This is a genomic window from Spirosoma oryzicola (genome assembly GCF_021233055.1).
GTDB classification, from domain to species: domain Bacteria; phylum Bacteroidota; class Bacteroidia; order Cytophagales; family Spirosomataceae; genus Spirosoma; species Spirosoma oryzicola.
Genome location: NZ_CP089538.1, coordinates 978,876 through 995,162, shown reverse-complemented (window position 1 = coordinate 995,162; position 16,287 = coordinate 978,876). Strand labels below are relative to the sequence as shown.

Annotated in this window: 11 protein-coding genes; all 11 read left to right on the top strand. The window is 50.1% G+C overall.

Annotated elements, in window-relative coordinates; all coding sequences use genetic code 11:
- Positions 1-16: 16 nt before the first annotated feature.
- The 11 genes from LQ777_RS04090 (at position 17) to LQ777_RS04040 (ending at position 16,254) form a co-directional block, all read left to right on the top strand.
- Positions 17-1,774, top strand: coding sequence for a phospho-sugar mutase (locus tag LQ777_RS04090; protein WP_232561249.1), 1,758 nt, complete (start codon positions 17-19; stop codon positions 1,772-1,774).
- Between the two features lie 217 nt (positions 1,775-1,991).
- On the top strand, positions 1,992-2,384 hold the full coding sequence (locus LQ777_RS04085; protein ID WP_232561248.1) for a hypothetical protein: 393 nt from the start codon (positions 1,992-1,994) through the stop codon (positions 2,382-2,384).
- A gap of 202 nt (positions 2,385-2,586) precedes the next feature.
- Complete coding sequence (locus LQ777_RS04080) at positions 2,587-4,488, top strand: SusC/RagA family TonB-linked outer membrane protein (protein WP_232561247.1); 1,902 nt, start codon at positions 2,587-2,589, stop codon at positions 4,486-4,488.
- Between the two features lie 18 nt (positions 4,489-4,506).
- On the top strand, positions 4,507-6,237 hold the full coding sequence (locus LQ777_RS04075; RefSeq protein WP_232561246.1) for a RagB/SusD family nutrient uptake outer membrane protein: 1,731 nt from the start codon (positions 4,507-4,509) through the stop codon (positions 6,235-6,237).
- Positions 6,238-6,348: 111 nt separating this feature from the next.
- Positions 6,349-7,635, top strand: coding sequence for a Gfo/Idh/MocA family protein (locus LQ777_RS04070; protein ID WP_232561245.1), 1,287 nt, complete (start codon positions 6,349-6,351; stop codon positions 7,633-7,635).
- 84 nt (positions 7,636-7,719) lie between these two features.
- The gene (gene tsaE / locus LQ777_RS04065) at positions 7,720-8,142 is read left to right on the top strand and encodes a tRNA (adenosine(37)-N6)-threonylcarbamoyltransferase complex ATPase subunit type 1 TsaE (protein ID WP_232561244.1); all 423 of its coding nucleotides are present in this window, start codon (positions 7,720-7,722) and stop codon (positions 8,140-8,142) included.
- 91 nt (positions 8,143-8,233) lie between these two features.
- On the top strand, positions 8,234-9,445 hold the full coding sequence (locus LQ777_RS04060; protein ID WP_232561243.1) for an alanine dehydrogenase: 1,212 nt from the start codon (positions 8,234-8,236) through the stop codon (positions 9,443-9,445).
- Between the two features lie 84 nt (positions 9,446-9,529).
- Entirely contained in the window at positions 9,530-9,934 is a 405-nt protein-coding gene (locus LQ777_RS04055) for a hypothetical protein (protein ID WP_232561242.1), read from the top strand.
- Positions 9,935-10,379: 445 nt separating this feature from the next.
- Positions 10,380-12,380: a DNA topoisomerase (ATP-hydrolyzing) subunit B gene (gene gyrB, locus LQ777_RS04050; protein WP_232561241.1), complete on the top strand. Its 2,001-nt coding sequence runs from the start codon at positions 10,380-10,382 to the stop codon at positions 12,378-12,380.
- Positions 12,381-12,447: 67 nt separating this feature from the next.
- A complete protein-coding gene (gene ppk1 / locus LQ777_RS04045) occupies positions 12,448-14,790 on the top strand; it encodes a polyphosphate kinase 1 (protein WP_232561240.1) in 2,343 nt (780 codons plus the stop codon).
- Positions 14,791-15,012: 222 nt separating this feature from the next.
- The gene (locus LQ777_RS04040) at positions 15,013-16,254 is read left to right on the top strand and encodes a NupC/NupG family nucleoside CNT transporter (RefSeq protein ID WP_232561239.1); all 1,242 of its coding nucleotides are present in this window, start codon (positions 15,013-15,015) and stop codon (positions 16,252-16,254) included.
- The last annotated feature ends 33 nt before the right edge of the window (positions 16,255-16,287 follow it).

Here is a 16,287-nt window from a genome sequence, read left to right as displayed (position 1 = left end):
TTATAAGCCTTTTCGTATGACAACGACCCTTGACGCTTCCACACAGCAGCGCGTAGACCAATGGCTGGGCGGCAATTATGATGCCGACACCAAAGAAGCCATTCAGCATTTGATTGATTCAGGCAATGTCACGGAGTTGACCGACTCGTTTTACCGTGATCTCGAATTTGGAACGGGTGGCCTGCGCGGGGTGGTTGGCGTTGGTTCAAACCGCATGAACCGGTACACGGTTGGAGCCGCTACGCAAGGACTTTCCAACTACATCAATGCAGCGTTTCCCGATGAGGATATTAGCGTTGCCATTGCGCATGACAGTCGTCGGATGAGCCCCGAGTTCGCCCGGTTGGTGGCGGATATTTTCTCGGCCAACGGCATTAAAGTGTATCTGTTCAGCGCGCTTCGCCCGACACCCGAACTGTCTTTCGCAATTCGGCAACTGGGCTGCCAAAGTGGTATCGTCGTAACGGCTTCGCACAATCCGCCTGAATACAACGGTTATAAAGTATACTGGAACGACGGCGCGCAGGTCGTTTCTCCGCACGACAAAGCCATTATTGCCGAGGTAAGTAAAATTACGTCGGTCGATGACATCAAGTTTGAGGGCGTTCCCGAAAAAATCCACCTGATCGACGAAGAAATCGATGCTCCGTATATCGAACGGATCAAGTCGAACGCCGTTAATCCAGACGTGATTAAGCGTCAGGCCGATCTCAACATTGTTTACACGCCCATTCACGGAACCGGCATTACGCTCGTTCCCCGCGCGCTCGATGGGCTGGGCTTCACCAACGTTCACATTGTTGAGCAGCAGGCAACACCCGATGGCAATTTCCCGACGGTGAAGTCACCGAACCCGGAAGAACGGGCTGCCATGCAGCTCGCGCTCGATCTAGCGTTGTCCATCAACGCGGATCTGGTTATGGCAACCGATCCCGACGCCGACCGCGTAGGCGCTGGTGCCCGTAACCACCACGGCGAGTTTGAGTTACTGAACGGTAACCAGATGGCCAGCCTGATCATTTATTACCTGCTCAACGCCTGGAAAGATGCGGGTAAGCTGACGGGTAAAGAGTTCGTTGCCAAGACCATCGTGACGACCGATCTTATTGACCAGATGTGCGAACGGTACGGCGTCAAATGCTACAACACGCTAACTGGCTTTAAATACATTGCCGAAGTGATTCGGGAACTGGAAGGAAAAGAGAAATTTATTGGTGGTGGTGAAGAAAGCTACGGCTACCTCATCGGTGATTTCGTCCGCGACAAAGACGCGATTGCTTCCTGTGCCATGATTGCCGAACTGACGGCTTATGCCAAAGACAATGGCAAGAGCCTGTTCGATTTACTGATGGCGATGTACCAGGAAAACGGCTTCTACTACGAAGCGCTGGTGTCGTTGACCAAAAAAGGAAAAGCGGGCGCTGAAGAAATTCAGCAGATGATGGCCGACTTCCGGGCTAACCCACCGAAATCAATTGCTGGTTCGCCCGTCGTTCGGGTTGATGATTACAAAGCATTGACACGCCTGGATGCCCAGAGTGGACAAACTTCAGCCATTGAAGCAGGAAAGCTAGGTATCGAATCATCGAACGTGCTGCAATTTTTTACGGAAGACGGCACTAAAGTATCGGCTCGCCCATCGGGTACCGAACCGAAAATCAAGTTTTACGTTAGTGTGCGTGAACCGCTCAAGAGCAAAGAAGCCTTTGACGACACCTACGCTCAACTAAAAGAAAAAGTACAGCGCGTGATTGACGAGCTACAGCTTGTTTAGGTAGCGCATACGGATCATCAGAAGCAAAAACCCCGGCCGTTCACACGGCCGGGGTTTTTGTATGTTCAAGATTAGATGATTGGCTGTTATCTCATAGAATCATCTCATATATTTTTGTATATACCTTTTGATAAAAAGATTACAAAATGTAGCATAATAAATATATTAAATTGAATATTTGCACGATAAAAAATCGTTTAACTAAAGCAAAATAACTATGAAAAAATTATTCTCTTTTAGTCTGCTTTTATTTACAATTGCGCTGAACAACGGAATGGCAGTGAAACTACCAGCGACCTTTTATACTTTTACAATAAGTGGTCCCACTTACCTATCAGCCTGTCAGTCTGGTACGCTGCAAGTGCTAAAAGACGGTGTTCCCCCTTCCCAGTCTTATTACTATGTTTGGCGCATGTCCATAAATAACGGAGCATCATTCGTCATAAACCAAGGTCAGAATATTTCATCAATAGGAATTGCTGCCACAAGTGCAGATCCAGAATATAATACGTACACGGCCAATGTATACACAAATTACGCTGACCGTGAAGTTATTGGGATGGGATCTGCCTCAACAAGTGTTTATCAGTCGAGTTGCTCAGATTATTAAAATTAGTCTACACATCTAGTGTTATTATTTGCTCTGTATATTTTTACGAGTATCCTAACAAAAGGGCTGGCTTATGACAAGCCAGCCCTTTTGTTAGGATACATACACAGCTTCGAGGTAGTTGCTTTTTGCATAGTCAGTACTCACACGGGCAACACTTTCATTCGCCTACCGGATTCAGCCCATCATTCCGGTCTACGACGTGGCCGGGAATTTTGCGGGTACACGCGGGGGCGATCTCGACAACGCCAACAACCCTCTTGCCCTGCTGTATTGGAACAAAGACAACATTCAGAAAGAAGTTCGGTTATTTGGCAATGCGTTCGCCGAAGTAGACATCCTGCCCAATCTGACGGCTCGTACTAGTTTCGGGATTGACTACAACAACTATAACTTCCGCAACTATTCGATCCGGAATATCGAAGCCTCAGAAGCACGTGGATCAAACAGCCTGACAACCAATAACAACTACGGCTGGACATGGACCTGGTATAACACGCTGACCTATAACGTCAATCTGGGAGATCGGCACCGGTTCAACGTCATTGCCGGTACGGAAGCGATCAAAAACTACTTCGAAACCTTCGATGCTACCCGTACCAATTTCTTCGTGGATGACCTAGACAACCGCTACCTCAGCTCAGGTACCGGTATTCAGACCAACAACGGCACCGCATCGAACTGGAGTCTGGCCTCCGAGTTCGCAAAGATCAACTATGGCCTGGACGACAAATACCTGCTCGATCTGACGGTTCGCCGGGACCGCTCTTCCCGTTTTGCCCCAGAATATCGGTCGGCGGTGTTTCCGGCAGCCAGTGCGGGTTGGCGCATCTCGAAGGAGAATTTTTTTAAGCCTATTACGCTGGTCGATGACCTGAAATTCCGGGTAGGATTTGGTCAGACAGGTAACCAGGAAATCGGTAACTACAACTCCTTTACGCAATTCAGTACCAACCCGATTACGTCGTTCTACGACATCAACGGCACGCGCACGTCGGCCGTATCGGGGTACGAACTAACGCAGTTCGGGAATATTCAGGCCAAGTGGGAAACAACGACCAGCCTGAACATTGGCTTTGATGCGTCCTTGCTAAAGAATCGGTTGAGCGTTGGTTTCGACTGGTACACCCGCACGACATCAGACATGCTTTTCCCCGTTCAGCCCCCGCTTACGCAGGGCGTAGCGACCAATCCGTTCCGGAATATCGGTTCGATGCGCAACCGGGGTGTCGATCTTATGATCGGCTACGGGGATAAGATTGGCGCAAGTGGTTTAACCTACAACATCAACGCCAACTTCAGTACGTATCGCAATGTCGTTACGAAAACAAATGGCGATCCCAGCACCCAGTATTTCGGCATCAACGATGAGCGCATCCAGAACTTCGTCGTCACGCAGCAGAATTACCCGATTGCTTCCTTTTTTGGCTATACCATCGACGGTATTTTCCAATCGAACGAAGAAGCCAAAGCACATCCTGTGCAATTTGGGAACGCTGCTTCCGAAAACGTAGCGGGTCGGTTCAAGTTCCGCGACGTAAACGGTGATGGCGTCATTAACTCCCAGGATCTAAGCATCATCGGGAGCCCGCACCCAAAGTTCACCTACGGCCTGAACGTTAGTCTGAACTATAAAAACTTTGGGCTGACCGTATTCGGACAGGGCGTTCAGGGCAATCAGATTTTCAACTACGTTAAATACTGGACCGATTTCCCTACGTTTGGCGGTAATCGCAGCACCCGGATGCTGTATCAATCCTGGCGTCCGGGCAGTACGGACGCCGTTCTGCCCCAGCTGCGTTCGAGCGATCAGGTGAGTATCCAGCCATCGACGTATTACCTCGAAAGTGGTTCGTACTTCCGGATGAAGAACATTCAGCTCACGTATCAACTCCCGCAGGCCCTGCTATCTCGACTGAAACTGGGCGCTACGTCGGTTTACATTCAGGGTCAAAACCTGTTCACCGTCACGAAATACTCGGGAATGGACCCAGAAATCAATCTGCGTTCGTACTCGTCTGGTAACGATCGGCAAATTGGTGTCGACGGTGGTTCGTATCCCGTAGCGAAAACCGTATTGGTTGGTCTGAATCTTTCTTTTTAACGTACCCCATTCCTTGCCATGAAAAAAACGACTTTATTTATAACAATAGTCTCGCTGGCTATCGCTACGTCTTGTTCCGACAAATTTCTGGATGTTCAGCCCAAAGCTGCGTTACTAATCAGTCCACTACAAAACAAAGCGGGCGTCAATGCGCTGCTTATTGGTGCCTACTCCCTGCTCGACGGGTGGGCAACACCCGAAGGAGCCTATCGGTCTTATCAGGTGGGAGCCGACAACTGGGTGTACGGCAGCGTAGCGTCCGACGATGCGTACAAAGGAACCATCGCCGGTGACCAACCCCCTATTTCGCTCATCGAGCAGGCAAACATTCAGTCGGATAACATTTATTTCCGGGGTAAATGGCGGGGCATGTACGATGGCATTGCGCGGTCGAACGACGTATTGCAGACCTTGGCCGTCGCGAAGGATATGACCGATTCGGAAAAGCAGCAGGTTACGGCCGAAGCTCGTTTTCTGCGGGGACATTACCATTTTGAACTCAAGAAGATGTACAACATGGTTCCCTACATTGACGAGAAAACGTACAACCCCAATGACCTCGAAAGTACGAAGCTACCAAACACGTCGGATATCTGGCCCAGTATCGTAGCCGATCTAAAAGCGGCTTATGACGTATTGCCCGCCAAGCAGTCGCAGGTGGGTCGCCCGACAAAATGGGCCGCTGCGGCTGAGCTGGGCAAAGCGTATCTTTTCCAAAAGAAATATTCCGAAGCAAAACCGTATCTCGAAGCGATCGTAGCCAGCGGCCAATACCGGTTAATGGATCGCTACCACGACAATTTCAGAGCGGTTACCAATAATAATGCCGAGTCGATTTTCGAAGTGCAGTATTCGGTTAACGATGGTGCATCGGGTGGTGAAAACGGGAACATCGGCTCTACGCTGAACTATCCCTATGGTGGCGGTGGCGTAACGACCTGCTGTGGTTTTTTCCAGCCTTCTCAGAACCTGGTAAACGCCTTCAAAACCGACGCCAATGGCCTGCCCTTGCTCGACTCGTTCAATTCGACGGATGTACCAAATGACCAGGGAATCGAATCAACAGCCTCATTTACGCCTTACACAGGAAACCTCGACCCTCGCCTGGACTGGACGGTAGGTCGCCGGGGGATTCCCTTTCTGGACTGGGGCGTTCACCCCGGTAAGGCGTATATTCGTGATCAGTCGTACGGAGGTCCGTATTCACCCAAGAAACACCTCATGTATCGCTCGGATGTGGGCACCAATACGTTCGCGGGTAACCCCCGGTTGAATGCTAATAACTACCGCCTGATTCGCTACGATCACGTGCTACTCTGGCTGGCTGAAGTGGAAGTAGAAGTCGGTGATCTGGAAAAAGCGCGGTCTTACGTCAATCAGGTGCGTCGGAGAGCCGCCAACCCCGACGGTTTTGTTAAAAATTCGGACGGAACAGCCGCTGCAAACTATGTTATCAAAGAGTATACCGCATCCTGGACCGACAAAGCCACCGCCCGGAAGGCCGTACAGTTTAAAGAGCGATTGGGGTTTGGCATGGAAGGCCACCGTCGGTTCGATCTGGTTCGTTGGGATCTGGCCGATCAAACGCTAAACGCGTATTACTCGGTGGAATCGGCCAAACGCTCGTATTTGAAAGGAGTTAAGTTCATCAAAGGTCAGCACGAATATTTCCCCATTCCGATTCAGGAAATTTTCAACAGTAAAAAAGGGGGCACAGCCACGCTAACGCAAAATCCCGGCTACAATTAGAAATTAAACAGGTTCTCATAGACGGGTAAGCTGACCGGAAACAATCTAGGGGGTAGTGAGTAAGTATAGCTTGCTCGCTACCCTCTTTTGCTTGCATCAACTCTTAGTCCCATGAACGACTCTTCTCAACCCAACCGGCGCGCGTTTCTTAAGCAAGCGGCTGGACTGGCCGTCTTTTCTATTGTACCGCGTCACGTGCTGGGTCGCGGCTTTCTGGCCCCCAGCGATCAGATTACCGTAGGATTTATTGGGCTTGGCAAACAAGCGGGTGGTTTGCAACGTCAATTCCTTAAAAATGAAGCGCGTGTCATAGCCGCCTGTGACGTTGACAAACCCAAAGTAGCCGCCTTCGCCGAAGCCGTGAACAAACACTACGCCGAGAAGGCCGAAAAGACAACCTACAAAGGTTGCCAGGGGTACGACGATCACCGCGCCTTACTCGCCAATAAAGACATCGATGCGGTAGTTATTGCTACGCCCGACCACTGGCACAGCGTATTAGCGATTCAGGCGGCCAAATCGGGCAAAGATATCTACTGCGAAAAACCCCTGTCACTTACCATTCAGGAAGGGCGCGATATGGTGAACGCCACGCGGAAGTATAAGCGCGTATTTCAGACCGGCAACATGCAGCGCTCCTGGAAAGAGTTTCGGCAGGCGGTCGAACTGGTACGCAACGGTTATATCGGTCAGGTAAAAACGGTGAACGTAAACGTGGGCGGTCCACCACGCGATTTCGATCTGACAGCCGAACCCGTTCCGGCTGGCTTAAACTGGGACGCCTGGCTCGGTCCGAACACCATTGCCCGACCGTACAACAACGTGCTCGATCCTGCTCTGGGCGCTGATTTTTGGGGGAAATGGCGCGACATCCGCGATTTTGGCGGGGGTGGCATGACCGACTGGGGTGCCCACATGTTTGACATTGCGCAGTGGGGTCTTGATATGGACAATTCCGGCCCAACCGAACTGCAACCGGGAAAAGAAGGAAAAGGATTGATCTATCGCTATGCCAACGGCGTAGAAATGCACCATACCCCCGTCGAGGGTCCGCAATTCTGTCACTTTATCGGTACGGAGGGCGAAGTAAAAGTGGGACGGGGTTCGCTCGTCACAACCCCCGAAACGTTGAAAGACAAGGTCATTGGCGAGTCAGACAAGCGCGTTTACTTTAGTGACAATCACTACAAAGACTTTCTGGATGCGATCAAGAGCCGTAAGAATCCGATCTGTGACGTTGAAGTCGGCCATCGAACCGCTTCGGTCTGTACGCTTGGCAATATCGCTTACCAACTCGGTCGTCCGCTGCGCTGGAATCCGGCGAAAGAGAAATTCGAAAACGACGCCGAAGCAAACAAGCTGTTAAGTCGACCGATGCGAAAGGAGTGGACCTCCTAAAATTATGTATCTTTGTTGGCCATTAGCGCTCATTTAGCATCAATACCAGGCGGATTGTTTCTGTCTGGTTTAAACAACGCATCTATGACGGTACACTTTCATCGGCTCGAAGAACTGGATACAGTGGCTCGTCAGTTGCTGGCCGAAGGACGTAAAAACCCGGTGTGGCTGTTCAACGGTGAAATGGGTGCGGGAAAAACAACGCTTATCAAGGCGCTCTGCCGTGCTTTGGGGGTTGTCAGTATGGTGCAAAGTCCAACCTTTTCCATTGTCAACGAGTACACGACGCACGAAGGAAAACCGGTTTATCACTTCGACTGTTACCGACTGCGCAACGAAGCCGAAGCACTGGACATTGGCATTGAAGAGTATTTTGATTCGGGCAATTATTGTTTCATCGAGTGGCCGGAGCGCATCGAATCGTTGTGGCCCGCTACTTATTATCAAGTCCATCTGTCCGCCGATCACGTTGGTCGTCGCACGGTGGAAACTTTATTGGTTGACTAGCGTTCAGTGTTCAGCTTCCGGTTATGGCGATACATCTTATATACGCTCATGAACTGGAAGGCGAACGCTGAAAACTGAAAACTAAAAACGCGTGACTGGATTCGAGGAATTGGCCAAACAAACGGCCCTATATCCACAGGAAGCTCCGCTGGCGGTAAAAACCAGTCGGAACGGTTTACTTATCGGCTTGCCGAAAGAAGTATCGCTTCAGGAGAACCGTATTGCACTCACGCCCGAAGCCGTGGCGATTCTGGTCCGCAATGGCCATAACGTAATCGTTGAAAAAGGCGCTGGCGAGAAAGCGAAGTTTTCAGATACGGAATACAGCGAAGCGGGAGCGCAAATAGCGCAATCGCCCCAGGAAGTGTACGAAGCTAACGTGATCCTAAAAGTCGAACCCCTCGTTGATGGTGAGTTTGAACACGTTAAATCGGGCAGTACCGTTATTTCTGCGTTGAATCTACCCGCACACGACCGGGGCTACTTCGAGAAAATCAATAGCAAAAACCTGACGGCGTTCGGCTACGAATACATCGAAGACCAGGCGGGCAACATGCTGATTATTCGCTCGATGAGCGAAATAGCAGGCAGCACGGTTATGCTTATTGCGGGTGAATACCTCAGCAACGCCGACAATGGCCGGGGCATTATTCTGGGTGGTATCACGGGGGTTCCGCCCACAAAAGTCGTTATGCTGGGAGCCGGAACCGTAACCGAATACGCTGTACGAACGGCATTGGGCATGGGTTCCGATGTCAAAGTGTTCGACAAGCACCTCTACAAACTCCAGCGGCTGAAGTATTCTGTCGGTCAGCACGTCTACACGTCAATTATCGCTTCCGATACCCTGGCCGAAGCCATCCAGCGGGCCGATGTGGTTATTGGAGCCATGCGCGCCGAAGACGGCCTTAGCCCGATTGTTGTCACCGAAGAAATGATCGGTCGGATGAAACCGGGTTCGGTCATCATCGACGTATCCATCGATCAGGGTGGTAATTTCGAAACCTCACGAATGACCACGCACAAGGATCCTACGTTCAAGCACATGGGTGTCATTCACTATTGCGTGCCCAACATTGCGGCCCGGGTGGCTTATACGGCCAGTATGGCCCTTAGCAACATCTTTCTGCCTTTCCTGCTCGAAACGGGAACAACAGGCGGTATCGAGCAGATGATGTACGCGAACCGTTGGTTCATGAAAGGTGTTTATGCCCATAAGGGAACGCTCACCAACGCCTACATCGCGCGTAAATTCAACATGCGCTTCAAAGATTTAGATTTGTTGCTGGCAGCCCGGTTCTAACAGCTAACGGTAGATAGCCAACAGTGGTCTAACACCCCGACGTTCTGAGCCATGCTAGCTGTTGACTACTAACTGACAACGGATATGATCAATCATAGTAACGAAAATACGCTACTTGACGACGCCAACTCGTACGACGTCAACAAAGAGCTGATGGGAGTCATCTCGTCGGACTTTGTTAAAGTAGCTGACCCGCTTAAAGAAGCGTCCTATCAGATTCGAACACGTGGGTTTTCGGAATACCCCATTTTTGTGGCTTCGCGCCGGGATGTACCGCTCGGTCAGCTATTGTTCGGTTCCACTGAACTCGAAAATCAGTGGAACTACAAAGCGTCGTTTTTGGATGAATTCATGCAGCGCGGGCTTATCGGTCCTGAGTCCGTCGATTTGTGGAAAGAGAATTATAAGAAGCCGGACGAGTACTGCTGCTTATTTGTCGTACACGGCGATTTTGCCGGTTTCGTTTACATTCCCTACCCCGAAGATTAACGACCAGCAGACCTTATTTTTTCAGAAAGCCGGAGCTGTACGCTTCGGCTTTCTTTTTTTAGAAATAGCTCAAATTCTCTCGATACGGCTTCTTTTCGGCGAAAAAAGGCTTCCTCAACCGGCAGACCTTTTGGGAATAAGCTAATAATACTTTTTTGAGAAATACCTTCGAATAAGAAAGGGATTAAAAACCACTTGTTTAGAAGTTACCTGAGGGGTAGGCAACCGTCCTACAGAACAGCCAAAATCGTCCTAAAAACCGCAAAAAACCGCTAGTTATCTGACGGGTTGGGACTGAAAGTATTTTTTTGTATATTATGCCAATCTTACCAAAATGGGTAGGAAAAGACAACTTTTTTTTGTATTTTTACAATCTGTTAGGCTCACCCGAGTGTGCTGTTTATTGAGCCCTAAATAACACATTTTGACACGCTCCCATTCCAATATGACCAACGAACTGATTGACGCAGAAGCCCCCGTTGAAACCGCGTTAGGCAATTACGGTGCCGACAATATCCAGGTTTTAGAAGGACTGGAAGCCGTTCGCAAACGTCCTGCTATGTACATTGGCGACGTTGGCATTCGCGGCCTGCATCACCTCATCTGGGAAGTCGTCGATAACTCGATTGACGAAGCGCTGGCGGGCTATTGCGATAAAATTACTGTAACCATCAATCCCGATAACTCCATCACGGTACAGGACAACGGCCGGGGTATTCCGACTGGCATCAACACCAAAATGGGCAAGTCCGCCCTGGAGGTCGTTATGACTGTATTACACGCGGGTGGTAAGTTTGATAAAGATACATACAAAGTTTCCGGTGGTCTGCACGGGGTCGGCGTTTCCTGCGTTAACGCGCTGTCGACCGATCTACGCGTCGAAGTTCACCGCGAAGGCAAGATATTCGAACAGGAGTACAAAATAGGCTATCCTCAATACGACGTTCGTGTTGCTGGCGAGGCAGAAGATACCGGAACTACCGTGCATTTCAAGCCGGATGACAGCATCTTCACCGAAACCGTTTACCGGTACGAAACGGTAGCCGGTCGTCTGCGCGAACTGGCTTACCTCAACAAAGGCATCCACATCTTCCTGAAAGATCTGCGCGAGCTGGATGAAAACGGCGAGCCGATCAATCAGGACGAGTTCTTCTCGGAAGGTGGCCTGGTGGAATTCGTTCAGTTTCTGGATGAAACGCGCCCTGCGCTCGACGGTATGAAGCCCGTCTACATGGAAAGCGACAAAGGTTCGACGCCTGTACAGGTTGCCCTGGTGTACAACTACGAAGCGGGCGAGAATGTCCTTTCGTACGTTAACAACATCAACACGCACGAGGGCGGTACGCACGTGCAAGGCTTCCGTTCGGCGCTGACGCGGGTTCTGAAAAACTACGCGGACAAAAATCCGGGGGTGTTGCCTAAAAACGCGGGCAAAGTAACCTTTAGTGGTGAAGATTTCCGAAAAGGGCTGACGGCCGTTATCTCGGTGAAGGTAGCCGAACCTCAGTTTGAAGGACAGACAAAAACTAAGCTGGGCAACCAGGATGTGGTTAGTGCGGTCAGTCAGGCAATGGCCGACCTGCTGGAAACGTGGCTGGAAGAAAATCCAAAAACGGCAGCCGGTATTGTCAAAAAAGTACTTGTGTCGGCTCAGGCGCGGATTGCTGCTGATCTGGCCTACAAGCGGATCATGACCGAGCGGAAAGACTTTATGGGGGGCATGGGCTTACCCGGTAAGCTGGCCGACTGCTCGGATACCGATCCAGAAAAGTGCGAGCTTTATCTGGTAGAGGGCGACTCGGCGGGTGGAACGGCCAAACAAGGCCGCAACCGGGCATTCCAGGCTATTCTGCCGCTGCGGGGTAAAATCCTCAACGTAGAGAAAGCTATGGAGCACAAGATCTACGAAAACGAAGAGATCAAAAATATCTGGACGGCCCTCGGCGTTCGACTGGAGAAAAAAGATGATGAAACGGTAATGAACCTGGATAAGCTTCGTTATCACAAAATCATCATCATGACTGACGCCGACGTTGACGGTAGCCACATCCGGACGCTTATTCTGACGTTGTTCTACCGGAACATGAAAGCGTTGATCGACAACGGTTATATTTATATTGCGCAGCCTCCGCTTTACCTGGTCAAAAAAGGTAAAGAAGAACGATACTGCTGGACCGAAGCGCAGCGGGAAGCTGCCGTTAAAGAACTTGCCGGTAGTGGTCGAGAAGAAAATGTAGGCGTTCAGCGTTATAAAGGTCTCGGTGAGATGAACGCTGAACAGCTTTGGAGCACGACGATGAATCCTGACACCCGGAGCCTGAAAGTGGTGACGGTAGAATCGGCGGCAGATGCTGATCACGTATTCTCAACCCTGATGGGCGATGAAGTGGCACCCCGACGCGACTTTATCGAACGAAACGCTAAATATGCCCGAGTGGATGTTTAACCGAATGATAACATAGAGCGGGCTGAAAAGCCCGCTTTTTTGTTGTACTTCAAAGTTTTATTGCTGTATGCGCTATTCCCTAAACCCAAACCGTTCGTTACTGGAAAACCTCGTTTCCCGTTTCACCCACCGTCAGCAAGATCAAACGAAGTCGTCAACTGATAAAATGGCAAAAGTTAGCGAAAAAGTTAGTAGCGTTATTGACCAGAGCGATTACCTTAGTCGCGATTTAAGCTGGCTTAAGTTTAATGAACGTGTTCTGGATCAGGCGCGTAGTGAAAACCGGACACTCATGGAGCGGTTGAAATTTCTGGCTATTTCGGCCTCGAATCTCGACGAGTTCTTTATGATCCGTGTCGGCAGTCTGTACAATTACCTCGACTACCACAAGCAACGTATCGATTACTCAGGCTTACGCGAAGTACCCTTCCGGAAAGCCCTGTACACCGCTTCTCAACAATTTTGCCGCGATCAGCAGGCTGTCTTCACGGATCAGTTGCTGCCCTTGTTTTTCGAAAACGGACTCAAGCTAGCCAGCTACGATGAGTTGACCGACGACGAAAGAACCGAAGCTACCAATTACTTTGACCGGGCCATTTATCCGACCCTGACGCCGATGCTCTATGACTATACGCACACCTTCCCGGTGCTGCTGGCCAAAGTGCTTATTTTCGGGGTTGTTACCCAAAATCCGGACGGGGCGGATCTGCAAAGCCTTCGCTCTGAAGACGAAGATGATCGGCAACGTTTATCGTTTGTCCAGATTCCAGCTAACCTCCCCCGTTTTCTTTCGTTCGAACGGGAAGACCTAACGCTATTTTTACCCATCGAGACTATTATTCGGCAGAATATTAAAAAGCTTTACCGCAATGTAGAGATTCTGTCCGTCGATTTGTTTCGCATCACCCGGAACGGCGACTTTACCTTAGAAGAAAATGACGACGACGAAATAGACTTTCTGGATGAGGTACGGCAGAAGATCAAGAGTCGCCGATTGGGCCGCGTTACCCGCATCGAGGTCGAAACAAACGGGAAAAGCGAAGTCGGTTCTCCCTGGATGATCAACCTGCTTAAAAAGCGCTGGGAGATTGACGAGCTGAACATCTTTGAATCGAGCACATTACTTGACTTCTCGGCGTTCTGGCAAGTCATTGGCCATCCGGAATTCAAAAATGACATGCCGCGTCCGCACGCGCCGGTGCCACCGCTTGGCTTCGGACGCGACCGGGATAAAAATGAGAATATTTTTGACGTGATCAAGCAACGGGATTTGCTGTTGCACCATCCGTACAACAATTTCGAGCCGGTACTGCAATTGCTCGAACAAGCGGCTGAAGACCCGAACGTGCTAGCGATCAAAATCACGGTTTATCGTCTGGCGAAGCGGTCACGGGTCACCGAAGCATTGTTGAAGGCAGCTGAGAATGGCAAACACGTTTCGGTTTTGTTCGAAGTAAAAGCCCGTTTCGACGAAGAAAACAACATCCGGGAAGCACAGCGTCTGCAAAAAGCGGGTTGTTTCGTGATCTATGGCATCAGCCGGTACAAAACGCACACCAAGCTGCTGTTGGTCGTACGCAATGAAGGCAGCCGTGTGGTTCGCTACGCCCACATGGCCACCGGAAACTACAACGAAGATACCTCACGCCTGTATACCGACATCGGGCTGTTGACAACCAACGAGATCTACACGCACGACATTTCGGAATTTTTTAACGTCATTACGGGTCACTCGCTGCCAAACGAGTACCAATACCTGATTACGGCTCCCCGCGATATGCGCGAGCAGTTGCTTCGGCTGATCCGAATTGAAGCGGACAACGCCCAGCGTGGTTTACCGAGTGGGATTTGCATAAAAGTGAATTCGCTGGAGGACAAACAGGTTATCGATGAACTGTACAAGGCATCGCAGGCGGGTGTTCCCGTTCGGCTGATCGTCCGTAGCATCTGCTGCCTACGTCCGCAACGCGCCGGACTGAGCGATAACATCACCGTTCGGTCGATTGTCGGCGATTTTCTGGAACATACCCGCGTTTATTATTTCCATAATAACGGAGATCCAAAAGTGTACGGCGGTAGTGCTGATATCATGGTACGAAGCTTTGACAGACGTATTGAATCGTTGTTTTTCCTAGCCGATCAGCGCGTAAAGCAACTCGTTATTGCCATCCTCGACTATAACCTAAGGGATAACATCAACGCCTACGAGTTGATGGAAGATGGTAATTTCAAAAAATGCGAGGTTGCTGCCGGTAGCGAACCGTTCAACATGCACCAGCGCTTCTTTGATATCACCGAGAAAGAGGCTATGGACACCCGGCTGTTTGACCCTGAGATCAAACCTGCTGAAGTAGCCAAGCTGGAAGAAGAGTATCAGGAAGGAGCGGAACGGGCCATCGCCGATATTTAGCCTACAAGTAGGAAAATTATCAGGTAGAGATCCATGATCTAGCAGCCCGTTAGACTTGGCAGCGTTGATCAGCTGGCACCGTTCTAAGACCGAAAAGAGATTGAATTGGCAAATAAAATTCGTCAATTCAATCTCTTTTCGTTTACAAAGCCGTAGACAAGACTTATTGCTTTCCATCTTTTTGTATATTCGCCAACCTAACTGGATTTGTATTTTTTCTGAATGGATCGTTTTACCGGCCTCATTGGCGTTGTGTTGATTTTGGGTATTGCATATGCCCTCTCCGACAATAGAAAAGCAATAAATTATCGTACTGTCATCGTTGGGCTTTCCCTTCAATTTGGCCTGGCCGTTTTTGTATTAAAGACTGACGTGGGTCGCAATCTTTTTCAGGCGCTGGGTTATTACGTAGATGGTCTGCTGCAAAAAGCAAGTTCGGGGGCCGAATTTGTGTTTGGGCCTCTGGTCAAGCGGTATCTGCTCTCTCAGGCGTTTGGAAGCGACAATAACCTGATCTTCTTTTTCCAGATCATTCCAACCATCATTTTCGTCGCGGTACTGGTTAACATTTTCTACCACTTGGGTATCATGCAACGGGTGGTGGCCATCATGGCGCGGGCGATGAAATGGCTGATGGGCGTTAGTGGTGCCGAAGCCTTATCCAACGTAGCCAGTACGTTTGTGGGACAGGTTGAAGCGCAGATTATGATCAAACCGTACCTGAACGGGATGACCAATTCGGAGTTGTTGGCCTCCATGACCGGCTCGTTTGCCTGTATTGCGGGTGGGGTACTGGCGGTTTATATTTCGCTCGGCGTTCCGGCTCCTTATCTGTTGGCTGCGAGTATTATGGCCGCACCGGGTGCGCTGGTCATCAGCAAGATCGTTATGCCCGAAACGCAGGTGTCGGAAACCCAGGGTACGGTAAAGGTCGAGATTAAGAAAGCGCACGCGAACCTGCTCGATGCCATTGCCGCCGGTGCCAGCGAAGGACTAAAAGTTGGTTTCAACGTCATTGCCATGCTGATCGGGTTTATTGCGTTGATCGCTTTGCTCGACAGCCTGCTGTTCCGATTGGGCTTCTACGTGCTGAACATGGACAACCTGAGTCTTAATTTTCTGCTGGGCAAACTATTCTCCGTATTTGCCTGGGCAATGGGAGTACCATCGAAAGATATTGAGGCAGCGGGGTCGCTGATGGGTACCAAAATGGTAGTAAACGAATTTGTCGCTTATCTTGAACTGATCAAGATCCGGCCAACGCTCGAACCCAAAACCATTGCCATTACAAGCTTTGCCTTATGCGGTTTCGCTAACTTCAGTTCTATCGCCATTCAGGTTGGCGGGATTGGTGAGCTTGCCCCCAAACGCCGGAGCGACCTGGCCCGACTTGGTTTCAAAGCACTTATATGTGGTACATTAGCCAGCTACATGTCGGCCACGCTAGCGGGTCTGCTTCTGTGATAAATCACTAGTAAATCCATCATTGCAGGCTGC